Annotated in this window: 24 protein-coding genes and 1 tRNA gene; 16 read left to right on the top strand and 9 right to left on the bottom strand. The window is 33.1% G+C overall.

Going from position 1 to position 24,007, the window contains the following annotated elements:
• Positions 1 to 94: 94 nt before the first annotated feature.
• Positions 95 to 1,123 (bottom strand): EF-P beta-lysylation protein EpmB, encoded by a 1,029-nt coding sequence (epmB, locus tag B6C99_RS06875; protein ID WP_086359167.1) that lies wholly within the window; start codon positions 1,121 to 1,123, stop codon positions 95 to 97.
• 32 nt (positions 1,124 to 1,155) lie between these two features.
• Between epmB and efp the strand changes: the two genes are divergently transcribed.
• The gene (efp, locus tag B6C99_RS06870) at positions 1,156 to 1,722 is read left to right on the top strand and encodes an elongation factor P (RefSeq protein WP_034882790.1); all 567 of its coding nucleotides are present in this window, start codon (positions 1,156 to 1,158) and stop codon (positions 1,720 to 1,722) included.
• 158 nt (positions 1,723 to 1,880) lie between these two features.
• Here the strand turns inward: efp and trmL are convergent, their stop codons facing one another.
• The 4 genes from trmL to thiI all read right to left on the bottom strand — a co-directional run bounded on the left by trmL (position 1,881) and on the right by thiI (position 6,077).
• Entirely contained in the window at positions 1,881 to 2,366 is a 486-nt protein-coding gene (trmL, locus tag B6C99_RS06865; RefSeq protein WP_086359166.1) for a tRNA (uridine(34)/cytosine(34)/5-carboxymethylaminomethyluridine(34)-2'-O)-methyltransferase TrmL, read from the bottom strand.
• Positions 2,367 to 2,377: 11 nt separating this feature from the next.
• Complete coding sequence (gene cpxA / locus B6C99_RS06860) at positions 2,378 to 3,760, bottom strand: envelope stress sensor histidine kinase CpxA (RefSeq protein ID WP_086359177.1); 1,383 nt, start codon at positions 3,758 to 3,760, stop codon at positions 2,378 to 2,380.
• Between the two features lie 31 nt (positions 3,761 to 3,791).
• Positions 3,792 to 4,502 carry a response regulator gene (locus B6C99_RS06855; RefSeq protein ID WP_086359165.1) on the bottom strand — a complete coding sequence of 237 codons (711 nt, stop codon included), beginning with the start codon at positions 4,500 to 4,502 and terminating at the stop codon, positions 3,792 to 3,794.
• 126 nt (positions 4,503 to 4,628) lie between these two features.
• Positions 4,629 to 6,077, bottom strand: a complete 1,449-nt coding sequence (gene thiI / locus B6C99_RS06850; protein ID WP_086359164.1) for a tRNA uracil 4-sulfurtransferase ThiI — start codon at positions 6,075 to 6,077, stop codon at positions 4,629 to 4,631.
• Positions 6,078 to 6,255: 178 nt separating this feature from the next.
• On the opposite strand from thiI, the gene secG reads away from it, so the two are divergent.
• The 3 genes from secG (at position 6,256) to B6C99_RS06835 (ending at position 8,178) form a co-directional block, all read left to right on the top strand.
• Positions 6,256 to 6,648 (top strand): preprotein translocase subunit SecG, encoded by a 393-nt coding sequence (gene secG / locus B6C99_RS06845; RefSeq protein WP_086359163.1) that lies wholly within the window; start codon positions 6,256 to 6,258, stop codon positions 6,646 to 6,648.
• 6 nt (positions 6,649 to 6,654) lie between these two features.
• Positions 6,655 to 6,740, top strand: a tRNA-Leu gene (locus B6C99_RS06840).
• A gap of 187 nt (positions 6,741 to 6,927) precedes the next feature.
• A complete protein-coding gene (locus B6C99_RS06835) occupies positions 6,928 to 8,178 on the top strand; it encodes an integrase domain-containing protein (RefSeq protein WP_086359162.1) in 1,251 nt (416 codons plus the stop codon).
• Between the two features lie 982 nt (positions 8,179 to 9,160).
• Here the strand turns inward: B6C99_RS06835 and B6C99_RS06830 are convergent.
• Together B6C99_RS06830 and B6C99_RS06825 are read right to left on the bottom strand one after the other, a co-directional pair.
• A complete protein-coding gene (locus B6C99_RS06830) occupies positions 9,161 to 9,493 on the bottom strand; it encodes a hypothetical protein (RefSeq protein ID WP_086359161.1) in 333 nt (110 codons plus the stop codon).
• Between the two features lie 17 nt (positions 9,494 to 9,510).
• Positions 9,511 to 10,254: a phage baseplate protein gene (locus B6C99_RS06825; protein WP_216819410.1), complete on the bottom strand. Its 744-nt coding sequence runs from the start codon at positions 10,252 to 10,254 to the stop codon at positions 9,511 to 9,513.
• A gap of 180 nt (positions 10,255 to 10,434) precedes the next feature.
• Between B6C99_RS06825 and B6C99_RS06820 the strand changes: the two genes are divergently transcribed.
• From B6C99_RS06820 to B6C99_RS06765, 11 genes are all read left to right on the top strand, one after another.
• Positions 10,435 to 11,289: a hypothetical protein gene (locus B6C99_RS06820; RefSeq protein ID WP_086359160.1), complete on the top strand. Its 855-nt coding sequence runs from the start codon at positions 10,435 to 10,437 to the stop codon at positions 11,287 to 11,289.
• Between the two features lie 104 nt (positions 11,290 to 11,393).
• The gene (locus B6C99_RS06815) at positions 11,394 to 11,594 is read left to right on the top strand and encodes an AlpA family transcriptional regulator (RefSeq protein ID WP_086359159.1); all 201 of its coding nucleotides are present in this window, start codon (positions 11,394 to 11,396) and stop codon (positions 11,592 to 11,594) included.
• Between the two features lie 217 nt (positions 11,595 to 11,811).
• Complete coding sequence (locus B6C99_RS06810; protein WP_086359158.1) at positions 11,812 to 12,564, top strand: antA/AntB antirepressor family protein; 753 nt, start codon at positions 11,812 to 11,814, stop codon at positions 12,562 to 12,564.
• Positions 12,565 to 12,566: 2 nt separating this feature from the next.
• Positions 12,567 to 13,433, top strand: coding sequence for a host cell division inhibitor Icd-like protein (locus B6C99_RS06805; protein WP_143413941.1), 867 nt, complete (start codon positions 12,567 to 12,569; stop codon positions 13,431 to 13,433).
• The gene (locus B6C99_RS06800) at positions 13,426 to 13,659 is read left to right on the top strand and encodes a hypothetical protein (protein ID WP_086359157.1); all 234 of its coding nucleotides are present in this window, start codon (positions 13,426 to 13,428) and stop codon (positions 13,657 to 13,659) included. The genes B6C99_RS06805 and B6C99_RS06800 overlap by 8 nt, the downstream gene beginning before the upstream one ends.
• On the top strand, positions 13,646 to 13,879 hold the full coding sequence (locus tag B6C99_RS06795; RefSeq protein ID WP_086359156.1) for a hypothetical protein: 234 nt from the start codon (positions 13,646 to 13,648) through the stop codon (positions 13,877 to 13,879). Before B6C99_RS06800 ends, B6C99_RS06795 begins: the two co-directional genes overlap by 14 nt.
• 198 nt (positions 13,880 to 14,077) lie before the next feature.
• On the top strand, positions 14,078 to 14,257 hold the full coding sequence (locus B6C99_RS06785) for a hypothetical protein (protein WP_086359154.1): 180 nt from the start codon (positions 14,078 to 14,080) through the stop codon (positions 14,255 to 14,257).
• Between the two features lie 5 nt (positions 14,258 to 14,262).
• Positions 14,263 to 14,637: a hypothetical protein gene (locus tag B6C99_RS06780; protein WP_086359153.1), complete on the top strand. Its 375-nt coding sequence runs from the start codon at positions 14,263 to 14,265 to the stop codon at positions 14,635 to 14,637.
• A 10-nt stretch (positions 14,638 to 14,647) separates the two neighbouring features.
• Positions 14,648 to 16,990 (top strand): primase-helicase zinc-binding domain-containing protein, encoded by a 2,343-nt coding sequence (locus B6C99_RS06775; protein WP_086359152.1) that lies wholly within the window; start codon positions 14,648 to 14,650, stop codon positions 16,988 to 16,990.
• 1,246 nt (positions 16,991 to 18,236) lie between these two features.
• Positions 18,237 to 18,668, top strand: a complete 432-nt coding sequence (locus B6C99_RS06770; protein WP_086359151.1) for a hypothetical protein — start codon at positions 18,237 to 18,239, stop codon at positions 18,666 to 18,668.
• 71 nt (positions 18,669 to 18,739) lie between these two features.
• Positions 18,740 to 19,123: a MarR family winged helix-turn-helix transcriptional regulator gene (locus B6C99_RS06765; RefSeq protein ID WP_216819409.1), complete on the top strand. Its 384-nt coding sequence runs from the start codon at positions 18,740 to 18,742 to the stop codon at positions 19,121 to 19,123.
• A gap of 703 nt (positions 19,124 to 19,826) precedes the next feature.
• Here B6C99_RS06765 and B6C99_RS06760 read toward each other — a convergent pair.
• Together B6C99_RS06760 and B6C99_RS06755 are read right to left on the bottom strand one after the other, a co-directional pair.
• Positions 19,827 to 20,459 carry a histidine phosphatase family protein gene (locus B6C99_RS06760; protein WP_086359149.1) on the bottom strand — a complete coding sequence of 211 codons (633 nt, stop codon included), beginning with the start codon at positions 20,457 to 20,459 and terminating at the stop codon, positions 19,827 to 19,829.
• Between the two features lie 2,308 nt (positions 20,460 to 22,767).
• Positions 22,768 to 23,175, bottom strand: a complete 408-nt coding sequence (locus B6C99_RS06755) for a hypothetical protein (protein WP_086359148.1) — start codon at positions 23,173 to 23,175, stop codon at positions 22,768 to 22,770.
• Between the two features lie 405 nt (positions 23,176 to 23,580).
• On the opposite strand from B6C99_RS06755, the gene B6C99_RS06750 reads away from it, so the two are divergent.
• Positions 23,581 to 23,820, top strand: coding sequence for a hypothetical protein (locus B6C99_RS06750; RefSeq protein WP_086359147.1), 240 nt, complete (start codon positions 23,581 to 23,583; stop codon positions 23,818 to 23,820).
• Positions 23,821 to 24,007: the final 187 nt, after the last annotated feature.

The following is a 24,007-nucleotide window of genomic DNA, read 5'->3' as shown; positions in this document are numbered from 1 at the left end:
TAATTAAAGAGGTCGGAATTATAGAGTCTATTTTATTTTTCGTCAACGAGATTTTGATACATAAATTATAAGGACATCAAATTAACTAGTACCTTTATTCATCATTAATAGCTAAAACACGTTTACTTTCCTCACCACCAACCTCACGAGCTAATTTAGGCACCAAATAGCCCGATACCTTTTTGGCCAGTTGCTGCATAATTTGCCTTGCCGTATCATCATCGATTAAAAAATGAGCCGCACCTTGCACTTTATCAAGCAAATGAATGTAGTAAGGCAAAATACCAATTGAAAATAATTTATTGCTTAACTCTGCTAACACATCAGCATTATCATTAATTTTTTTCAATAAAACACTTTGATTCAATACTGTTACATTACTATTCTTTAAAGATTTAACGGCATTTGTAACATCATCATCAATTTCATTGGGATGATTAATATGAGTAACTAATACAATTTGTAAACGCGTTTTGGCAAATAAACGACATAACTCAGAAGTAATACGATTAGGTATCACCACCGCCAAACGACTATGAATACGTAACCGTTTGATATGTGGAATTTTTTCTAGTTCAGCTATTAACAAAGCCATTTCGTGATCTTTTGCCATTAATGGATCACCTCCTGAAAGAATAATTTCATCCAGTTCGTTATGATCTGCAATATACGCTAATGCTGCACTAATATTTTTTTTATTACCTTGATTGTCATGATAAGGAAAATGTCGCCTAAAACAGTAACGACAATTAATTGCACAGGCGGTTTTGGTCATTAATAATGCGCGATTATGATATTTATGTAGCAACCCCGGAACATCATTATGTTGCTCGTCAAGGGGATCTTTACTAAAACCTGGTATATTTATTAATTCTTGCTCATCACAAAGTACTTGCAATAGCAACGGATCTTGACTGTCGCCTTTTTTCATTCGATTGATAAAGGCCATAGGCACTCGTAGCGGAAATTGTTTTCGCGCCTGCAACATCGGTAAAGAAATAACGTTGGGATCTAAATCTAAACAACGATAGAGCTTTTTGATGTCTGTCACCACATTAGCGAGATCAAAAATCCACTCATCTTTATTTGGTTGTTCAACATTTTGCTGTATAATATGGCTCATTTTTGTAATTCAGAATGATAGTTGGAGCTTTTATGGCATCTTATAGTACTAATGAGTTTAAAGCTGGTCTTAAAATAATGCAAGATGGCGAGCCGTGTGTGATCGTTGAAAATGAATTTTATAAACCAGGTAAAGGGCAAGCAATCAACCGTGTTAAAATAAAAAAATTACTTTCTGGTAAAACAGTTGATAAAACATTCAAATCTGGTGAATCAGTTGAAGCAGCTGATGTCGTAGATATGAACCTCACTTATCTTTATACCGACGGTGAGTTTTGGCATTTTATGAATAATGATACTTTTGAGCAACTTTCCGCGGATGCAAAAGCGGTGGGTGACAACGCTAAATGGTTAGTGGATCAAGCTGAATGTATCTTAACCTTATGGAATGGTCAACCGATTGCAGTCACACCACCAAACTTTGTTGAACTTGAAGTAATTGAAACTGATCCAGGTTTAAAAGGTGATACAGCAGGAACCGGAGGCAAACCAGCAACATTATCAACCGGTGCAGTAGTACGTGTTCCTTTATTTGTACAAATTGGTGAAGTACTTAAAGTTGATACTCGTTCAGGTGAATATGTTTCACGTGTTAAATAATATCAACGAGTTATAAATGCTATTTTTAAAAAAGAGGTCAATATGACCTCTTTTTTATTTCAATAATTAGGCACAGTTTTTCGACAATTACCTATCCAGCACTCAATCAAACTAGTGAACGGCAATAAACTAACAATATCTAAATTAAGAATTTTAGTTTATTTAGCTCCAATATAATTTAGTTGTCGCCATGATTCATAAACAACTACAGCAACAGAATTAGATAAATTCATACTTCGACTATTGGCAACCATTGGAATTCTAATTTTTCTATCTTGCGGTAGCACATCAAGAATGCGATTTGGTAAACCTCGTGTTTCAGGGCCAAACATTAAAAAATCTGCTTGTTTATAATTGACTTCACTATGTGATTTTTGGCCTTTTGTGGTTAAGGCATAAACTTGAGAAACTAAATCAAGGTGGTTATCAGCTAAAAAATGCTCAAGATTTTTATAACGTTTTACATCAACAAATTCCTGATAATCAAGCCCAGCTCGTCGCAACTTTTTATCATCCCAATAAAACCCCATCGGTTCAATAATATGTAAGTTAAACCCAGTGTTAGCACACAATCGAATGATATTACCAGTGTTGGCAGGAATTTCGGGTTCAAATAAAACAACATTTAAAGGTACAGTGGACACAATTATTTCTCTTAACTGTTAATATTTTTTTGAAGTGGTAATTCTATCACAATTCTAAGTCCACCTAAGTGGCTTTTCTCAGATCTAACTGTTCCATTATCTCGAGTAATAGCATTAGCAACAATGGCTAAACCTAAACCTGTGCCACCAGATTCACGATCTCGAGCTTCATTAGTACGATAAAATGGCCTAAAAATTTTCTCTAGTTCACTATCAGCAACGCCAGGACCATCATCATCAATTGTGATAGTCACTGTTTGTTGTTGAATAACAAAATTTACATCAATACGTTGGTTTGAATAACGAAATGCATTTCTTATCACATTTTCAAGCGCACTACATAACGCTATTGGATAACACAAAATTGTATGATTCATTGGAGGTTTATGAATTGAAAACTGTTTAGAAATTTGATTTGCTTCAAAAGTTGCATTATCTAAAACATTTTTAAATAATTCATCTAACTTTTCATATTCACGAACTTCATTATTATCATGCTGATTTCTGGCTAACAATAGCAAATCGCCAATCATTGAATCAAGTTTTATCGCTTCATCACTTATCCGTAAAACCTCGTTACTTTCCCCTTGTTTACGACGTAACAGTGAAGTTGCTAATTGCAATCGAGTTAATGGTGTTCGCAATTCATGTGAAATATCAGAAAACAATCGTTGTTGTAACTCTTGCATCCGTTTCAACTCTCTAAGCATATGGTTAAAACTTGCACCGGTTGCTTTATATTCATATGACCCTATTTTTTCAAGCTCAGGCCATTGTTGTAAATTTCCTTTAGCCACTTGTTCCGCTGCTAACCGCAATCCTCGTGCTGGTCTAGCAATACTCCAAGATAACCATAACAAGAATGGTGTACTTGCCAACATGGTTAATGTTAGAAGTAAGAAGGGATGATCAAAAATTAAATTAACAAATTGTGACTGAATATCCGATGCAGGTTGCAATAAATATAATTGGTAATCTTCATTAGTATAATGGATAAGAAAAGGCCCTATAATCTCTTGATCATCATAAATTTTTTTAGCAGGGTCATCAATATCATGAGATTTTTCGCTAAAACTTTTTACTAAATCAATGTTTTTAGTGTCGGCAGTAATTATTTGTTGATTAGGAGTGACAATAAATAAAGTTTGGCTAGTTTTTTGATAATTATCCATTACCACTATAAATCTCATCCACCAGCGGAAGCTATCTTTGGATATTTTCCTAAGATCTTTTTCAATTTGGGCTGCAAGAATTCTACCACTTTCCTTATCTTTATTTGCTAAATAAGTTAAGTTGCGCGAGTCAAGTTCAGGTAATAGCATTACAAGCGTAAGAAAAAAAACGATGGTAAGTAAGAATATTGTGAAAATTTTAATTGTAAGACGGTCAAATATCCACATAGATTCTTACCATATTTAGGAAAACCTAATTTTGCGATAAATCATCATTTTGATCAACAACAAATAGATATCCTTTAGAGCGTAATGTTTTTATCCATGGTAATCCATCACTACGAGGAGGAAGTTTTTTACGCAAGTTAGAAACATGTACATCGATTGAACGAGCTAATGGAATAAATTCTTTCCCTAAAACTGTTTCGCTAAGTGTATCACGAGAAATAATATTACCTGCATTTTCAAGTAATTTTAATAAGACTTGAAATTCAGTGCCTGTTAATTCAATATATTTATTATCAAAATAAACTGATTGCTGTTTATTATTTACTACTAGTTTATCAATAGTATATTGGACTGCTTTTTCATTACTTGAGTTATCCCAACGAGTCCTACGTAATAACGCATTAATCCTAGCAATAAGTTCCTTATCATTAAAAGGTTTAAGAATATAATCATCAGCACCGAGTTCAAGTCCATTAATTTTGTCAAATTCACTATCTTTTGCAGTCAAGAATATAACAGGAACAGTAAACTTACTTCTAAGTTGCGACAATACACTGAAACCATTCATTTCTGGCATCATAATATCCAGTAGAACAAGATCTATTGAATCATCAAACTTTTCTAATGCTTCAATACCATTATTTGCAATTTCAATGGTGAACCCTTCCAATTCTAATAATTCACATAACAACGAAGCAATTTCTAGATCATCATCAACTACAAGTAATTTGCTCATTATAATCCTCAATAAGTAATAAAATCCTTAGTTTTTATATCTATTAAATAGACGATAACTAGATTTTATATTTTAGGAAATATTATATAGATATATGAGAAAAATATCGTAAATAATTGTTAAGATTCACAGTTTAAACACTTTAACATTGTTAAAACCTTGCTCTATTAAATAAAGCGCTTGTAGTTTACTCATCACTCCTTTAGCACAATAAAGTAAATATTGCTTTGATTGATCTAAATCACCAAATTGAGTTGCCAATTTATAAAATGGTATAAGCTTAACGTCAACATTTTCGATTTCCAGAGGTTGCTCCTCTTGCTCTTCTGGCGCTCGAATATCAATGATTACGTGCTTTTCTTCTAGTGTTGTAACGGTATCTACCTGAGTAATGGTATTATTAGTCTGTTTAGCTATTTCACGAATATCAATATTTTCAGCTTCTTCAACGACCTTATCTAAAATAGCAAAATCAAAATTTTTCTCTTCAGCTTCTATTTTTTCTTTAACTGCCTTTACCGTTGGACTTTTCGATATGACACCACAAAATTCAGGCATAGTTTTAGCAATATCTTCAGTACCTATCTGACGAGCTAGATTAATTATTGTTTCTTTGTCATGGGTGATAAGTGGACGTAAAATTAGTGTATTACTAACATTATCGATTAAACGTAAATTAGTTAAGGTTTGACTTGATACTTGTCCTAACGCTTCGCCAGTAACCAGCGCTTCAACATTATAACGCTGTGCAACTTTAGAGGCTGCACGTATCATCATTCGTTTTAAGATAACCCCCATCTGGCCATCATCAATTTTTTCTAAAATTTCGCCGACAACATCAGAAAAATCAATAGCAATAAAACGAACTTTATGAGAGCTTCCAAATCTATCCCACAAATAATGAGCCATCTGTTTCACTCCAATTTCATGGGTTTTGCCACCTAAATTAAAAAAGCAATAATGGACTCGACAGCCTCGTCTTATCAGCATATAACTAGAAACACCAGAATCAAATCCACCTGAAATAAGAGAGATGACATCTTCTTGTGTTCCGGTTGGAAAACCACCTATCCCGGCATGCCGTTCTTTAACTAGTAGAAGTTTATCTTTATCAATTTCAAGATTAACCGTAATATCTGGACGCGTTAATTTGACTTTGGCAGTAGCAACATGCTGATTAAGACCACCACCGACATAACGCTCTACCTCAATTGAGGTAAATTCGTGCTTACCTCGTCGTTTAACTCTTACACAAAATGTTTTATTCTCAATTAAAGGTGCATAGTGATTAAACGCTTTTTCATAAATATCATGTAAATCAGTAAAAGTAAGCTCTTCAACCACTAAAATATGATGGATACCAGGAATTCTTGTTAATAGTTCTAATATTTGATTTTCACTATTTTCAACTTTAGGGCGAACCTCAATAAAATCCCAATGACGAATAACTGCCACATCATTAATAGCATTCTTTAAAATATTACGAATATTACTAGTAAGAATTTTAATAAAACGTAAACGAACGGATTCACTTTTGATGGTAATTTCGGGGAAAAGTTTAACTATAAATTTCATACAACTGCATTTGCCAAGAATAAAAATGGCGACATTATACTGATTTTTCCCTTAAAAACGTACAATTGATTATGATAAATACAGAAAATAATAAAATATACTTGCTTGTTGCTCACTCTTTCGCTAATATTTCGCATCAATAAATTCTGTTCTATAACATAAAAATTGACAGGTTGAAATGTACGAACTTTTAATTATAGGTTATTTATTTATCGCACTTGCGATAATCGTTTTAGTGCTAATTCAGCGCGGTAAAGGTGCTGATATGGGCTCATCTTTTGGTGCAGGCGCTTCTGCAACTTTATTTGGTTCATCAGGAAGTGGCAATTTTCTAACTCGCACAACAACAATACTTGGTGTTTTATTTTTTGTGTTAAGCATTATTTTATCAAATCTTGGCAGCTCAAAAACCACAACTTCAAGTGATGAGTTTAAAAATATTGGAGATAGTGCTCCTGCGACTACGCAACAAAATACTGAAAGCACTAGCGATAATGGGGAAGTAATTCCAACTGCTGATCCTGTTATTCAACCACAGAAGATTAATCCTACATCCGATATTCCAGAATAAAAAGGCGCCGTGGTGGTGAAATTGGTAGACACGCTATCTTGAGGGGGTAGTGCTCTAAGGGCATGCGGGTTCAAGTCCCGCCCACGGCACCAATTCAATATTCATTAACATTCTTTTAACTCCTTTAAAACACATCAAAACCAACAAATATAAGGCTTAAAGCCTATTTTGTTATTCATTAAGCATCAGTAAGATACATTTACAACCAAAATTTTTAGGACTATATTAAGGACTACGCAAACATATTAAAATAATTTCATAGTCCCATAAGAGAAAAGTATGCCTAAAAAAGTAACCCCAATGACTGATACACAAATAAAGAATGCCAAGCCACAAAGTAAAGATTATCCTATTTATGATGGAAATGGTTTGCTTTTACTTATTAAGTCAACGGGGGCAAAAATATGGCAGTTCAGATATTACCGCCCTATAACTAATAATAGGACTACTGTAAGCTTCGGAAGTTATCCAGAAGTTTCGCTACAACAAGCGCGAAAACAACGGGACGAAGCACGCGAATTAATTAAACAAGGTATAGATCCTCAAGAACATAAGGCAGAACAAGAGCAACTACAACAAGAAGCTAGCAATAATACTTTTTATGCTATGGCTCAAAAATGGTTTAAATTCAAAACCGAACAAGGATTAGAAGAACAAACCTTAAAAAAAGCTTGGCGCTCATTAGAGAATCATGTTTTCCCATATATAAAAGACATTCCCATTAACCAAGTAACAGCTATTAAAGCAATTAATGCACTACAGCCATTAAATAACAACAATAAATACGAAACAGTTAAGCGAGTTTGTCGGCGAATTAATGAAATAATGTATTATGCTGTCAATATGGGAATTATCGATAATAACCCTCTCGCTAGAATTACCGATGTTTTTAATAGCCCAAAAGTTAAAAATCAGCCAACTATCCCCCCTACTGAATTACCCGAATTTATGCAAGCACTGGCTATGGCAAATATTGAACTACAAACTCGATGCGTTATTGAATGGCAATTGCTAACTTTAACGCGACCAAGTGAAGCCGTAGGGGCTAAGTGGGACGAAATAAACTTTGATAGAAAATTATGGAGTATTCCTGCCGAACGCATGAAGATGGATAGACCACACAATATACCTTTATCATCACAGGCATTAGCTATCCTTGAGATAATGAAAACTATTAATCATAAAAGTGAGTTTGTATTTCCTACTGCTAGACCCCCCTATAACAAACCAATGAGTAGCCAAACCGCTAATATGGCAATAAAGCGCATGGGATATAAAGATAAGCTTGTTGCGCATGGCTTAAGAGCTTTAGCTAGTACCGCTTTAAACGAACAAGGCTTTAATTATGATGTCATTGAAAGCGCGTTATCGCATGTAGATAAAAACGCAGTAAGGCGAGCCTACAACAAAGCAGAATATGAACATCAAAAGCGTATTATGCTTGACTGGTGGGGTGACTTTGTCGAGCAAGCAAGCCAAGGAAATGTCTCACTATCAGGTAACCGGAATTTAAAGCTAGTTAATCATTAACCATATCGCGCTATTCATACCGTGCCCCATATTTGGGTTACGATAAAACCGTAACTCAAATTTGAGTTACTCACTTCAATAACTTCATATTAAACCACTCCTCATATCTGAGGGGTGCTTTTTCAAATGTCACCCTTTACCTATGCCAATCATTAGGTTGTTTTTATTCTTACCGCCCCATAATCTTAAACTTTTAATATAAAGTGTTCACTACTATTCACCAACCTAATATTAATTTATATATATCAATATATTATATACTTATTATATATATTTTTTGGTGTTCACTAGTATTCACTACTGTTCACTACTATACACATTATTAAAATAATCTTGATCCTGTAATTAACTAATTGAAATATAAATATATTTATGTAGCGTTATTTTCTCATTAAAATAAAGTAATTATTAATCATAATGTTAAGTTAGGGTGATTTTAAGGTTGATCCAGTGCTATTATTAGAGGAAAAGAATAAATGCTCTATGGTGATTTCCACCATACAGGTATTACATTTGCAATCTGCTAAAAAGCCAGCAGGTTTATTAAATTGAATTACTCAACCATAGCTATTTATGGGTACCCATTTAGTAATAACGGTCAAAAAAACTTAAAAAATCGGGTTAGCGCTGGAATGAATGGGTACGGGTGGTTTTAGGGATGCTTCGTTATGAACTTTGTACCCTCCCCTCTAGGTATAAAGGTTTTATTAATATCACTAAAGCATTAAACCTATTCCATGAATTTTAAACATTCTTCTCTTGGCTAGGTTATAGTTTCTAGAGTCCATAAAAAGAGCGCTCAATTTTGCAGTTCTGTTAAATTAAAACAGTTATCTTCATAATAAAGATAACTTATAAATCGCTTTCATGGGGTTGAATTTAAAAAACCCATCAAAGAACTTACAACTATCTTGCTACCGTGCGAGCCTGATGCTTTGATGTAGCGCGATGGCTCAAAATTTGCCTACTTTTTACGTTTATTTTAAAACTTTCTAAGTGACTCACGCCATTCATCCTTAGACATTATCACGATCTGCATCCTATTGTTAAAATCCTCTTTAGATATTGAGTTAACGCCACGCCCAGATTTATCATCAAGTACAAATACGAAAGGCAAGTTAAACTCAATAAGAGAAGGACTACCAACAGAAAGCCCTTTATTTTTTGTGATATAACAGTCTTTATCAATATTGAATAAATCAAATTGATATCCGCGCAATACTGAGTTATATCTCAATGTCAATTTTAGATTCATATCGAATAATGATAATGTTTGCTCTAATACGTCATCTGATGTTGTTTGTATAATGTGCATTTATAATTCCCTATTACCTATCCAAAAAATGGCTCTTTACCTAATAATCTTTCAAGAAACGCTCTTTTATTCTCTCCCGTTACTTCTTTAGGCTGAGTTCTGCCCAAGTTCCTCACTTTCGGCTTTTGCATTTTAAAACCATTTGCAATTTGAGTTTCAACGATAAATATCTCACGAAAGGTTATGATAAACTCGCCAACCGTGTTTTGTTTTTGAGTAAGTCCTACTGACGTTATCACCATATTTTTATATTGCCTTGAGTTAGTCTGTAACGTAACTGGCTCACCACTACGCTGAATTGCTAACAGTTTTTCATAGGCATCACTGATGCGGTCTGATGATAGATTATTGAGTAGTGGCGATTGATAATCAGGGAGAAAATCAGCAATCACATTATTAACTGTTTTTTCGACAGTCTGATAATGTGATTCATAATACTGTCGCAGTTTTTTTTCAGCCTGTTCCGTTATAACTCGAACTTCCATAGGTAACGGATATTCGGGGAAATCGTAACCTAAAATACTATCAATTGACGGAGTGTTAACCTCATAGCCAACCACTAATCCGTTAACGGTGACTTCTTTAGGATCTAACACAGCATGATCTGCAATATTCGCTCCATTCTCGATGGGGTTTTCTGTTACTCTCAGCTTTGATGTATGTTGCTCTACGGTGTTAATATCAAGGCTAAACGTGCCAGCATCCGAAATGATCAGACCTGTATTTGTCGATGATTTATTTAATATAGATTGAAAGGTCATTATTCTTTCCTAAAAATTATTTACCCCTCCAATTTTATCACGATTATTTTCATGTATATAGATACAGTGTTATAATGTATCTAACTGTATGTTAAAGTATTATTTGCGTCTAGGCTGATCCCCGAACATTCGCAACCCTAGCGAACTGGCGCAAATGTCTATTAGGGGCGTGAGGGGCGTATGGATATAATTAAAGATATTTTGGATAAAGAATATAAACTAGATAAAACTAAACAAGAATTAAATTCCGACACATCTAAAAATCTAAAAAAAATCAAATATGACGAGGAAAATTGCGATAATTTTCAGCAATATTTTACTTATTACTACGTCGAACAAATGGCTATGTTATGGTGTGGAATTGAACCAACAGATTTTAATGAGGTTATATCTGAGTGCGAGTATGCTAAAAGAGCAATCCCAAAACATCCCTATATAGGTTGCTTAGAGCATAGAGCGCGTGCAATTATGGATGCTATTGACGCGAAACAACTAGCTGTTGGAAGAGATGGAAAAACACATAGCATTAGTGACGACCATATAGCTCCAGAAAGGAGAACTATTTTACTAAAAGATTTTAAAGAATGGTTAATGTCTACTTTTCCAAGCGAAAAACCCAAGCTGATTTTTGATGATATGGAGAGAAAGACTCATACATCCATTACAACCGAAGCTTATTTAGCATTAGTTGCTGATAGAGATCATTTAAAAACAAGAATTAGCAATGCAGAGAATATATACAAAAAACAAATTGCCGAAATTAATAAATTGAAAGAAGAAAACGTAAAATTAAATAATTTGCCTACCAGTGAAAGTATTGGTGAGCGTCTAGAAAATACATATTTAAATATTATTGGTGGATTAGTTAATTTAATGCTATCAAAAACACCTAATGGTAGAAAAATTTCTGTATATAACTCGCAGTCAGATATTATCAATGCGCTTGTAGCACACTATCCAGGTAAGAAAGGATTAAGTCAGAGAAGTTTAGAAGGTAAGTTCTCCCAAGCAAATTTGAATCTACAAAAAGAGTAATTGAAAGTACCGCAATTGCGGTATCTGTTACCGCAGTTGCGATGACAGTAATAGCGCTTGGTTATATTCTGATATTGTCTTTTAAATACAGGAGAATATAACTAATGACAAATCAAATCCTATCAAAAAAAGAAGTAAAAGATTTACTTCACTTCAAATCTGACACTAGCCTTTATACGCTAGAACAGAAAGATAAAACTTTTCCCCAAAGAATCAGAATAGGCTTGCGCCGTGTTGGCTATCGAGCTGATGAGATTTACTCTTGGCTAGAATCTCGCAGAGTAGAACGCCGTGATGTGGCTTAATGGTGATAAAGCAAAACCCTTTATATCGCGAAATAATAAAGGGCTAACACTGGAATAATGACGCTTCCAATGATAGCCAATCTCGCGTTAAGTGTCTAGCTAAAAAACACTGAATTAACTAATTGATTTTAAAGCAAAGCGAAAAAATTCGTTACGGTCTCCCCTTGCCTAAATTCAGCTAAAAGGGGAATTTTTCGACACGTTAGGAGTAATACTTATGACAGATTTTAATAATTTAGTACCAGTAATAGAAACGCAATTCAACGGTAAATTACAGCAAACAGTTAGCGCAAAGTCTTTACATTCTTACTTAAAAGTAGGAAATGATTTTTCTACATGGATAAAGGGAAGAATAAAAGAATATGACCTAATTAAAGGTGATGATTTTTTAATCTTTGATTCATTAGAATTCAGGAATCAAAGTATAAATAATGAACAGTGGACAACTAAGCGAGGCGGAGACCGTAAAAGTATTGATTATATTCTAACAATTGGAACCGCTAAAGAATTAGCAATGATTGAAAACAATGAACACGGGCGAGCTATCAGAAAATACTTTATTCGTTGTGAAGAACACCTTAAGAACATTGCACCCGCCATCCAAAAGAAAGAGCTCAAACGCTTAAAGGCACGCAATGAAGTTGCAAATTATAGTCGTCCTATGTGTGATGCATTAACTCTACTCAGGCTATCACTTGGCAAAGAGACAAAACCTCATAACTATACCAACGAATTTAATATGATTAACGGTATTGTACTAGGTATGACAGCTAAAGCTTTCCGAAAAACTCATAATATAACTGGTGATATCCGCGATTACCTCAATGAAGAACAACTAAGCCAAATAGCCTACCTTGAGCGTTCTAATATTACCTTACTTGATTTGGGGTGGAGTTATGAGCAAAGGAAAGATGAACTAATCAAGCTATCACAAAGCTACATGACCAGATTAATCGGCAAAGAGGCTTAAAAATGACTACAAGCTTATATAACAACCCAGCAATACAGATGTATGCCCAGCCCTTAAATAATCGCCCTGTGAAGCGTTACGGCGCAATTTTCCGACACGTTAGGGAAGATTTTATTGATATCACTACGCACGCGTGTATGCATCGGGAAACTCATTGCATGGGGTTGAATTTCAAAAGTATGTTTCTTGAGTCCATAAAAAGGGAAAGCAGAATACTAATAACTAAGTTTTGTCAGTCCATAAAAAGGAAACCAAGAAAACAAATACCACCAAAAAGTGGTATTAAGCTAGTAAATTATTTCTTATTTGGTTTGGTGAGTTTTTCTCGACAAGCAGAAATAACGAAGGTAAAAATAAAAAAGCGCTTGCATGAATTTCAGAATTTGGGCTATATTAATCTTGCACTAGCAAAATCTAGTGTCAGGATTGGAACCCTGAATTACTCAACGGCGACACATGACGCCCTAAGCGTCTTTTTTTGTGTCAATACTTGCGCACGCCTGTTTATCAAATCTTTTTCTATGGTGGCGTTAGTAGGGCATCCGAAAGGGTGGCTGGATTCCGTTGGTGCCAGTAGTTCCAACCCTGCTAATGTCACCGCCAACGAGATTGGAACCTCTAGCGGTGATTACAATAATCAACCAACGGAGGCTGTCATTATGACTACTACCCCTAACCCTATTGTATCCACACAAAAACTATTTAAATTTTACGACCTTTCAACCGCTCAAGTTATCCAAACTACAGCTACAACTGAACGAGAAGCACGTAAGAGCTTAGGCAAGCAATCGCTTATCTTTATTGCCAGAATTCGATTAACCCCAATCATTGAACGAACTAGAACTTGGAGAGGCTACAGCCATGAATAACCATCAACTAGTTTGTAAAGTTGAAGGCACACTTCTTCAAGTTAAAAGTATGGCAAAAATCGCGCTAGATAATACAAATTACAAATTATCAGGATATGACGAGCCGTTTATTAACCAATCGGATATGAGTAATTTGTTGTGGGCTATAGTCGATTTAGCAGACCAAGCCTTTAATGACCTGCAGGAATACCACTTATTAGGGGGTAAAGACAATGCGCAACAATAACCATCGATTAATAAATAATATTGAAACCAAACTATCGCAAGCTCAAAGCATGATTAGGGTAATCTTAGATAACCATAATTATAAAGACGATGGATTAGACGAGCCTTTTATTAACCATTACGATACAGGTAATTTACTTTGGGCGACTGGTGACTTACTCGAAGATGCGTATAAGGAGTTATTAAAAATTGATATCAAAGGAGATAAAAACAATGGCTAATATCTCTTTAGATGCAATTAATACTATTAACTCAAAACTCGGTCAGGCAGACGCGATAACAACGCTTTTAATGTGTGAATGCGATTCAGGAAGTCAATTAAGTGAGGAGCTACGCTCATATGTCCTCGGGGCTATATCGGACCTAATAACTGATTCTAAAAAATTATTTCGCAGCGAAACTGAGCGAGGTGTCAGCAAATGAAAGAGTTTGACTTTAAACACAATAGTAATGGAACCATCACCGCGCTAAGGCTCAAAAATAACAAATATGTGGAAATTCTTTCTTTTGGCAAGGCAGACATTCCTCACTTGCTAGCAGATGTAACCAAACGATTACCGCCCGAAGTTAGGCGATATATGGAACAAATTAAGGAGTAATTATTATGGATAACCAACAAAGAATAACTGCAATTCACCATATCATCGTTGATTCAACTATGGCGATAGTAGCGGGTTTGTTTTTAATTGAGCAGATTAACAAAAATGATAGTCAAGTATTTGTTCATGAGGGCACTAAGATTGATATTAACAAAGATTTAATTGTACTAGGCTTAAAAATCAATCTTAAACAATACATGATTGAGAATTTCGGCGAAAAAGAAGGGTTAAATCGTACTTATGGCGCGTTAAAAGACATGTACATAGAAAGTACAGATGCCCCCTTAGCATTAACCCCATTCGGGCAAGAATTACTTTCAACATTGTTTATTGATTTAGTCGAGGATATCAAAGCTGAATCTAACGGGACAATCCATTAAGGGGGCGGTAATGAGAATAAATGAAATTACCACTCAAGCGGTAGGTAAATGGCAATCAATCTTTAGTTCATTAGGTATTGAGGTGGGTAATGGTAGACATTGCCCCTGTCCCGTCTGTGGTGGTAAAGATAGATTTAGATTTGATAATAAAGATGGGCGCGGTACTTATATCTGCAATCAATGCGGTAGCGGTGACGGCTTAGAACTTATTAAAAACTATTATCATTGTGACGCGAAAGAGGCGAGCAATAAAGTAGCCGAATACTTAAATTTAAGGAACACCTCCACAAGCTCGGATTTGAAATCCGACCTACAAAACAACATACCAGAAAATCCTGTATGTAAAAAGGTTAATTATTTGCTATCTAAAGCAATATTAGGTCAATCGGATTACCTCACTGAAAAAGGGTTAACGTTCGATTTAACCTTGCTAGATGATGGGCGTATCTTTGTCCCTTTGATTAATATCAACAGTGAATATACAGGCGGTCAATTTATCGAGCCAAACGGAAATAAGCGCTTAATGAGAGGCTCAAATAAGAAAGGTGCTTTTATATGGGTTAGCCCAAAATTGGGCAGACCTGACGAGGTATACAAAGAATTACTCACAGCTACCGAGATTATTATTTGTGAGGGATTAGCTACAGGTATATCGATAGCGGAATTCCGCCATCGGTCACTGGTGATATCTGCTATTGATGCAGGCAATCTTATTCATGTGGCCAAAGCTATCCGTGAGGTTAATTCTACCGCAAATATTATTATTGCCGGTGATAATGATATAGGTAGTCATAAAAACACAGGTAAAGAAAAAGCGATAGAAGCGGCTACTGCGATTAATGGTTATTACACAATCCCCGATACAGATTATAAATGTGATTGGGATGATTATAGGCAACAATTTGGAAGCGATAACGCTTTGGCTCATTTTAATAAAAACCTCATAAAACCAGAGTTATCCACCATGACAAAACATAACATGCAAAACGAGTTATCAAGCATGAACCTATCGCAAATGGCATCAAGTCAACGCGCCGAACTGCTTAATCAATATTATGATAATAACCTTGCGATTAATCTTACTACCGATGAAATCTATCGCTATCAAGATAACGCATGGCAACCTATAAGCGATAAACTATTAATGCGAACACTAGCCGATTTATTCACCCAATCAGGCGAACCATTTAACCCTATGCGAATTAGCTCAGCGGTTGAATCGCTCAGGTTATCTTTACCTGTAATGGGAAGTTCTCAAAAGGATTTAATTTGCTTTAAAAATGGTGTTTATGAGCTGAAGACACAAACTTTCAGACCTCACAATAAGCAAGATTGGTTATTGGTGAGTAATGATATTGATTATTACCCCGCCAAAGAAAATGAATCTTTTGATACTCACGCGCCAAACTTCGCTAAATGGCTAAAAAGAGCATCAGGCAATCAAGATAAGGCTAAAAATATCTTAGCCGCGCTATATATGATATTGGCTAATCGTCATGACTGGCAATTATTCTTAGAGGTTACAGGCGCAGGCGGTAGCGGTAAAAGTGTTTTTGCTGAAATCGCAACTATGTTATCGGGCAAGAATAACACTGTTATAGGCACAATGGAATCACTGGAAAAGGCAAGAGATAGGGCCTTAGTAGTTGGTTACTCTCTTATCATTTTACCAGACCAACCGCGTTATATGGGCAGTGGTGCAGGTTTAAAAGCAATTACGGGCGGTGATGAGGTCGCAATCGACCCAAAACACAAGCAACCCTATTCTTGTAAAATCCCTGCGGTAGTATTGGTTATCAATAACGAGGCAATGAGATTTAACGAACGAAATGGCGGTATATCACGACGTAGGGTTATCTTTCACTTTGGCGAGGTCATCCCTGAAAAAGAGCGAGATTTAAACTTGGTTAGCAAAATAGAGCAAGAGCTACCCTCAATTGTGAGATTGCTATTAAATGAGTTTACCAGTCCAGCAGAAGCCAAAGAAAGACTACACCAGCAACAACAATCAGACGAAGCGACGGCGATTAAACGCGAATCTGACCACTTGGTAGATTTTTGTAGTTATCTTGATGTGCTGGATCATCCCAATGGTATGCTTATGGGTAATTTAGGCATAATACCATTTAACCCTAAAAAATATTTATATCATGCTTATATTGAGTATGTGCGAAATACAGGGCTTAATAATCCATTGTCCTTGAGTGGGTTCGGTTTATCATTAAATTACGCCATAAAAGAAAATAGAAAGGCGTACATTAAAAAACGAACTAATATAGGGGTAAAAACTAATTTAGAAATAAACCCAGATATGTGTAAAGATTGGCTACCTAAAGCCGAAGATCCTAACTAGTAGCTCAAATTGAACCACTAAAATAAGGCCGCCCTAATTGGCGGTTTTTTATTGAGTGAATACCTAAAGTGTATACTTGTGAATAGTAAACATTCAAGTATACACCACTCAAACCCTTTTATAATAAGGCTTCAAGCAGGTAGTGAACACCGTGCATACTTTTTTATAAAATTTTATTTTTATGGGGGAGGTATAAAAAATCTAAAACATAATTAACGGATACCGATCACCTAGATAAATTTTCACACCGTCAAAATTCTAAAACCAATTTTTAACCTTTCAATTTGGCAAGATTAAAATACCTAATATTGGGGGTCAGTTTTTATTTTGGGACTATGTTTGGGACTATTTCTTCAATAAATAAAAATCAAAAACCTTTATTGAAAAGGCTTTAACAAGACTATTTCAAGTCCCGCCCACGCACCAATTCAATATTCATTGACATTCTTTTAAATCCTTTAAAACACATCAAAACTAACAAATACAAGGCTTAAAGCCTATTTTGTTATTCATTAAGCACCAGTAAGATACATTTACAACCAAAAAGAATGGGGATATATATTGGGATAAGATAAATTATCCTTTTGATTAGATACCCCCAAAGTTGATAAATGGCTATCAAAACTCCCCCTTTAACTGATACACAAATAAAATCATTAAAAGTCACAAACAAAGATAAAAAGTATTTTGATGGGGGTGGTTAATTTCTTTAATACTCAAATTTGGGCACTGCCTCTTTGAACAGATTTTTACACCCGCGAAAATAAACTATAAATCAAAAATAAATGAGTACGACCCCCCCCCAACTTTAGGGAACACTTTTCTTTTCAGATATTCGGTTGAATTTATTAAAAATAAAAACATAGTATTAATAAGTTTTTTTTATTTTTATGCTTAGTTTTCCGTGGCTCATTAATATCCATTAACCCCCATAAAACACTTACAATACAGTAATCACAATGATAAAACATTTAATTAACACCAATTAATGTACACTTAGATACATTTATGACCAAATTTTATGAAGTATATTAAGTGGTATTTGATGTAGAACCTAAAAACGATATCGCACTAGGTTAGCAAATAGCTTTTTTTAAACGCAACCAATTCAATTATATTAATAATAATTTATAGCGTCTTTTGTCGTAAGTAACACAAATTTGTAACAAGTCCTATAAAATTTAGTTGACACATTTAATTAGTATACTTATTATAAGTATACTAATTAAATAAATAAGGATTATATATGAAAAAAATTTCTATTTCTTTTGAACTTCCGACTGTATCCATGCCTAATAAAATTTGGCCATATTTTACTGACTTTTCATTAAGAAAACTTTGGGAAACAGATCTTGAAGAATTTACGATAACAGGTGAAATAAAAAGTGGAGTTAATGGTTTATTTAAACTGGAAAACATGCCAGCCATGAAAGTTATATTATCTACAGTATTGATTAATAGAGAATTCACTGAAAGATTTGATATTCCAGATATTGGGATTTTATTTTTTTCTCATCAAATAGTCGAATATTCAGATAATAATTATGCGATAAAAGCTGTAATTGAATTAGAACCGAAAGTAGAATTATCAAATAAAGTTTGTTATGATTTTATGAAGAATATTTCAAATGATATTATAGATAAAGCATTTTTATTAAAAGATCTGGTAGAAAAATAAGTATGTCCAAAGACAATAGGTTTTCTTCTCAATTCAAGCATGATTCGTCAGAATCTATAGGTTTTGTATTTATGAAAACCTATGCAACTTGGCATAGTTTAATAAAAAATAGTTTGAAACAGTATTCAATAACTCATCCGCAATTTATTATTCTTACCACGTTGGCATATCTTTCAGAACATTTTGATGAAGTTACACAAGTAACTTTATCTCAACATGCTAATATTGATGTAGTTACAGTATCGCAGATTTTAGATAATTTAGAAAAAAAAATATTAGTTAAAAGAATTACATCAGTAAAAGATAGTAGAGCTAAATCTATTCAATTAACAGATAATGGGTATATTATGGTAAATAAAACTACTCCATTAGTAGAAAAAATTGATGATCAATTCTTTTCTTGTTTAGGTGAAGATATCACCTATTTTCATAAAATGTTATTAAAACTGTCATGATATTATAGAATAGATTAAACTTTAATAACTATCTATCAGCACTAATCAATTAAAATATTATCTAATTAGTATTCTTTTCGTTTTATTATCATAACAGTTATGGGGTAGTAAATATCTACACTCAATAGCTAAAACACCGCCTTTACTCATTTCTGTGCAAAACCGCGAAATAAAAGTATTTTTTGGGCTTGTAATAATCAAAATCATAAAAAATAAATAGCCCATTATTTAGCTAATCTAGTAATAAATTTTTACATCACTGAATTATGTAGAGTTATGCAGAGTTAAAATTTAGACCATACACAGCACAAACCCTTATAGAATAAGGCTTACAAGAAATGATGTATAGTATGCATAGATTTTTATAAAATTTTATTTTAATCGGGGGTAGTTAATTTCTTTAACACTCAAATTTGGGTACCGCCTCTTTAGACAGATTTTTACATCCGCGAAAAATCAACTTTAAATCAAAAATAAGTGAGTACTAAAAATACCCAAGTTTAGGGATCACTAAAATTTATACAGCATAACAATCGAAATATAAGTAAAAAAATTTATTCGTTATAATTGTAAGTATCTTATTTCCATCCTCTTGCAACACTACCTATTTCGTTTATTTCTAGTTTACTATCTGACTCAATCCAAAGAATGGTGAATGTTCCTGAGACATCATATTTTTTAACATTTTAATACTTATTAATAATTACATGAAATTATTAATATATTCCAGCTTACAAAATTGCAAATCATCATTCCAAATGAAATGGTAAAGAGCTGTATTAGGGATAGGTAATCCTAATTGAAATTTTCTAAATAATTGCATTTCGATTGTTCTATCACACTTGTCTTTGAATCCAAGTTGTTGCCATATATAAAGTGCTAACCACATTCCATGCCCAAAGATAATACTATTATTGGGAATATGTTCTAACTCTTGATTGAATGAAAATACTTGTTGATAAAATTCATTAAAAGTTTGTGCCGTTTCTCCATGTCTCCAATTAGGATCGGAATCTTCCCAATACTTTAATATGATAGGAATTCTTTCTTCACCATTAAGGCCATCTATGACTTTATGACACAATGTATTAAATTCATTTAAACAAGGTAATACTAATGCAGATAAATTATGTTTTTGCAGTAATGCTTCTGCTGTTTGTTGAGTCCTATAGTACTCAGAAACAAAGATTTTTGTTGGTACTACATTCAGCATTTTAGCTATTTTTTCGGCTTGTTTAATACCTGTTTGTGTAAGATTGATTTCTTTGTTAGGTTTAGTTATACCGCCGATATTTGCTTCACTTTGAGCATGACGTATAAAATATATATTTTTCATATTACCTCATATTTATTTTTTTATTTTCTAATGAAACGTATTTTACTTAGAATTAGAAATAAGCGTTTACATAATTTTGTTGAGATAAACCAACCTATAATAATAAAAACCTATGCCAAAATAAAATAGATAGGATCTGGTATATTTGGGAATAATTCATGTAATTGACATATTAGCCAAATAGCGAAACAGATTGGTCATAGAAAACTCCATATCAATTACAAATATAATTAACAATTTTGTTGTGGTAACTTAATATACTACGATAAACATAGTATTCAAAACAAATAACTATGACTATTGTAGTTTGCAGATAAGAGAAAACTTAAGCTAAAGCGAAAAATGAAAATAAGTATCACCATATTTTTGTGAAAGGCTAAAAAAAACAAGACAAGAAAAAATTTTATAACAAAAAATGGGGATACAACCTTTATTGAAGAACCTACCGCAAAAATAGTGACGTTACAAATAATGATGAATAAATTTGCTCCTAATAAAACTTTCTCTTTTACCGAAGGCGATTTTAAACCAATTAGCGTCATAAAAATTGAAGTACAAGCTTATACAGCTGAAAAACATTAAATTATAAAAGTTATATCAATGCTGGTAAAAAACTCTAAAATAAGTGAGTATTAAAAATACCCAATTTTAAGGGTCACTTTTCGTTTTAGGTATACGGTTCAGTTTGTTGAAATAAAAAAACTTTATTTACAAGCATTCTCATGACTAGGTTAAGATTCCACCAACGCTTATTTTGATATTCATTAAGCACCTGTAAAATACATTTATAAGCAAAATTTTTAGGTATATAGTTAGTCATATCGATGCACTATAACTAAAAATGGTATACTTATGATGCTATTAACACTATTAACGAATCATCTACTGATATTTCTCTGTAGCAATCAATTAAAGCCAGTAATTAATAAAGAATACCTCGTTTACTTATGTCTCAACTAAACTAATCCAAGCAAATATAACGCAAACTGGTAATTTTTTAGCCGCACGATTCTATCGTTAATCTATCTCTTCTACAGAATATATTATAAATTTAAGCAGATACTTTAGACGCTGTTTACATAAGATTTAAACGCAATAATAATCATAATAAGTCCTTTACTTTTTGCCATTCATGTTTAAATCTAAACTTAAGATAGAAAACAAAAATACGCATTTTGATTTTATGAATGGGGCGATTTTGTTTTTTTTGATGTCATCTATTGCACTCATTAAGTCATCTTCATCAAAAAAACACCAAACCGGTGGCACTGGTCCGATCGTATTGTAATGACAAGCAGGCGCCACGTAATAAAATAACATATGTTAAACATAGGATATTGGATATAATTTTACTACCGATGCAATATAGTTATAATCTACCTTGTTATCAACAAATAGATCTGAAAGCGCAACATAGAGCTCTTTTTCATTTAATAGTTCCATCTAGTAACTCCTCTATTTCATCATCAAAGCTACGTAAGACGGTAGCAATCATTGCTTTCGCTAAGTATTAAAACATCAGCCAGAACGCAAAATGAATAAAGCTCAGTGCATTACCGTTTTATAAATAAATCAGAGGTAAAATCATCACTCGAAGCATTTTATATTTTAGTTACTAGTTTAATAATTACTGGGTATGGGTGGGATGATTTATATCGAAATCATGAGCCCCGGTATACATAGATAAGCTGTGTATTAATCAAATTATTCAAGAATTTTTTTATATTGAAGATAATATTATCCAATTTAGTGCCTTATCGACTAATATAACAGCAAAACAGTTTGCTAATTATTTGTATTGCATGCATCTTGATGTAGATTCAGATTTCATTAACGATATAATGGATAAGTTTCCTTTGATATCTTTATTTGAGCTTGTTGATAATCCTGACAATTTTATGAAAGACTTGGGATATTTTATGTAGACAGAGTTTCACTATATCTATCTTTTCAGTTTTACTTCAGGATAAGATACCAATTAAATCAAAATATGAGAGTGATATTATTTATTAATTGAATAAAAAATTGCATCAATTTGATTTATTTTTCGTGAGGTGGCATTAGGTGAATATTCATTTATATTGTGAGCTTGTTGCGTAATAAGCCTGTACCAGTACATTATCACGCAATTCTTCACATTCACCTATTTAATTTTCAGCATTCTTATAAATACTTTAAAAAAGATCAATCCAAAATATAAAACGATTCTGTATTTGACGGTGAAATTACTTATCTTCTTATACACAATAAATTGCGCTACTAAAAATATTATAATTTATTAGATATATAGCTAATAACTAATTATAAACTAATATTCAATTTCCCTTAAATAATGATAAGATTCAAAGACAATCCTATTCCATTTCGTTATGGCGCTTATTTTTTCTAAACCACATTCATCTGCTCGCCATACAAAACGGTTTCCTGAATAAGTTTCAATCACATTAACATGATTCCAATATAATTGGGATAATAAACTTTCAAACTCTTCTAACCAATCATCCGGCATAACATACATTTCATCATATTCAGCAGCAAAATGAATAATATATGAATATTTACAAAGCGCTCTATTGTCAAAAGGTAACATTGCAAACATATCCCGACAAATATAAGAACCATATTGAGGAAGTCGTTGTAAGACTGCCTTATTAAAATCACTTAAAGCTTTGTCATCAGCGGCGGATGAGGAGATATACCCATATATGATTGCCATTCTATTTAATCTTTTTAGTTATAGTTTAATGTTTAATTGATACTAATAAAGCGTTATGAATAAATTCTACCATATCTAATTGATGTTTCCCCACTTTTAACTTTAGTAATGAATAATTAATACTTATTGACGTAATAAGGATTTATTTAGTAAGTGGAATTATTATTTAACCATAAAGATGGTTGCAGGATATAGTGTGTTTGACTGGAATTAACACATTTTGATTAGATGTATAAAATTTCAGAAGAAGTTGCTACAAAATAAATAGAAAAGTCCATGCGACATAATATAGATTCTTAGATCCAATAGCGTTAAAATATAATAATCTTACAGCAGCCATAAATTCTATCGTATTTAAAATACTGAAAAATAGTATTAAAGATATGGGAATATTTTTATCAGTAGATGGAACTAAAATTTAGTAATTTATCTCTCGATGAAGTTTTATCATTATATAAATTTTATCTATATTATGGATCTTCAACAGAACATTTTTATTCTAATGAGTTAGTAATTAATTGGGCTGAAAAGCAAGTTATGCAACATAATGATTCTGAAATACTTTTGATTATTGCGTCTTTAGGACTTGATAAGCAAATTGATAGTGATGAAGTTATTACATATTTAAAAAGATATCTTGCGTAAAAAAATATTGCTATACCGGATATTAATTATAGCAGTCTAATTGTCTTAAAGCTTTTGATTCAAAAAATCATATCAAGCAATAATTTGAATGATATTGATTTTCTTCCTTCAAGTTTTGTATTTAAATACATTGATTTGGACAATAAATATTTTCATAAAATAAAGAAATATTGGCTATTTATCTATT

The sequence above is a fragment of the Gilliamella sp. N-G2 genome (assembly GCF_002142215.1).
GTDB lineage: Bacteria > Pseudomonadota > Gammaproteobacteria > Enterobacterales > Orbaceae > Gilliamella.
Note: the sequence above shows the minus strand (reverse complement) of the source record. Positions and strands in the feature narration are given on the sequence as shown.

Bases quoted from the DNA above. Each gene is read 5' to 3' on its own strand.
- B6C99_RS06805 (WP_143413941.1), top strand. From the start codon at position 12,567: ATGACTACAAGCTTATATAACAACCCAGCAATACAGATGTATGCCCAG.
- B6C99_RS06760 (WP_086359149.1), bottom strand. From the start codon at position 20,459: ATGAAAAATATATATTTTATACGTCATGCTCAAAGTGAAGCAAATATC.
- B6C99_RS06830 (WP_086359161.1), bottom strand. From the start codon at position 9,493: ATGCACATTATACAAACAACATCAGATGACGTATTAGAGCAAACATTA.
- B6C99_RS06810 (WP_086359158.1), top strand. From the start codon at position 11,812: ATGACAGATTTTAATAATTTAGTACCAGTAATAGAAACGCAATTCAAC.
- B6C99_RS06825 (WP_216819410.1), bottom strand. From the start codon at position 10,254: ATGACCTTTCAATCTATATTAAATAAATCATCGACAAATACAGGTCTG.
- B6C99_RS06815 (WP_086359159.1), top strand. From the start codon at position 11,394: ATGACAAATCAAATCCTATCAAAAAAAGAAGTAAAAGATTTACTTCAC.
- B6C99_RS06835 (WP_086359162.1), top strand. From the start codon at position 6,928: ATGCCTAAAAAAGTAACCCCAATGACTGATACACAAATAAAGAATGCC.
- B6C99_RS06795 (WP_086359156.1), top strand. From the start codon at position 13,646: ATGCGCAACAATAACCATCGATTAATAAATAATATTGAAACCAAACTA.
- B6C99_RS06800 (WP_086359157.1), top strand. From the start codon at position 13,426: ATGAATAACCATCAACTAGTTTGTAAAGTTGAAGGCACACTTCTTCAA.
- B6C99_RS06785 (WP_086359154.1), top strand. From the start codon at position 14,078: ATGAAAGAGTTTGACTTTAAACACAATAGTAATGGAACCATCACCGCG.
- B6C99_RS06775 (WP_086359152.1), top strand. From the start codon at position 14,648: ATGAGAATAAATGAAATTACCACTCAAGCGGTAGGTAAATGGCAATCA.
- epmB (WP_086359167.1), bottom strand. From the start codon at position 1,123: ATGAGCCATATTATACAGCAAAATGTTGAACAACCAAATAAAGATGAG.
- thiI (WP_086359164.1), bottom strand. From the start codon at position 6,077: ATGAAATTTATAGTTAAACTTTTCCCCGAAATTACCATCAAAAGTGAA.
- B6C99_RS06855 (WP_086359165.1), bottom strand. From the start codon at position 4,502: ATGAGCAAATTACTTGTAGTTGATGATGATCTAGAAATTGCTTCGTTG.
- B6C99_RS06755 (WP_086359148.1), bottom strand. From the start codon at position 23,175: ATGGCAATCATATATGGGTATATCTCCTCATCCGCCGCTGATGACAAA.
- B6C99_RS06770 (WP_086359151.1), top strand. From the start codon at position 18,237: ATGAAAAAAATTTCTATTTCTTTTGAACTTCCGACTGTATCCATGCCT.
- B6C99_RS06750 (WP_086359147.1), top strand. From the start codon at position 23,581: ATGGAACTAAAATTTAGTAATTTATCTCTCGATGAAGTTTTATCATTA.
- B6C99_RS06820 (WP_086359160.1), top strand. From the start codon at position 10,435: ATGGATATAATTAAAGATATTTTGGATAAAGAATATAAACTAGATAAA.
- secG (WP_086359163.1), top strand. From the start codon at position 6,256: ATGTACGAACTTTTAATTATAGGTTATTTATTTATCGCACTTGCGATA.
- efp (WP_034882790.1), top strand. From the start codon at position 1,156: ATGGCATCTTATAGTACTAATGAGTTTAAAGCTGGTCTTAAAATAATG.
- B6C99_RS06765 (WP_216819409.1), top strand. From the start codon at position 18,740: ATGAAAACCTATGCAACTTGGCATAGTTTAATAAAAAATAGTTTGAAA.
- B6C99_RS06780 (WP_086359153.1), top strand. From the start codon at position 14,263: ATGGATAACCAACAAAGAATAACTGCAATTCACCATATCATCGTTGAT.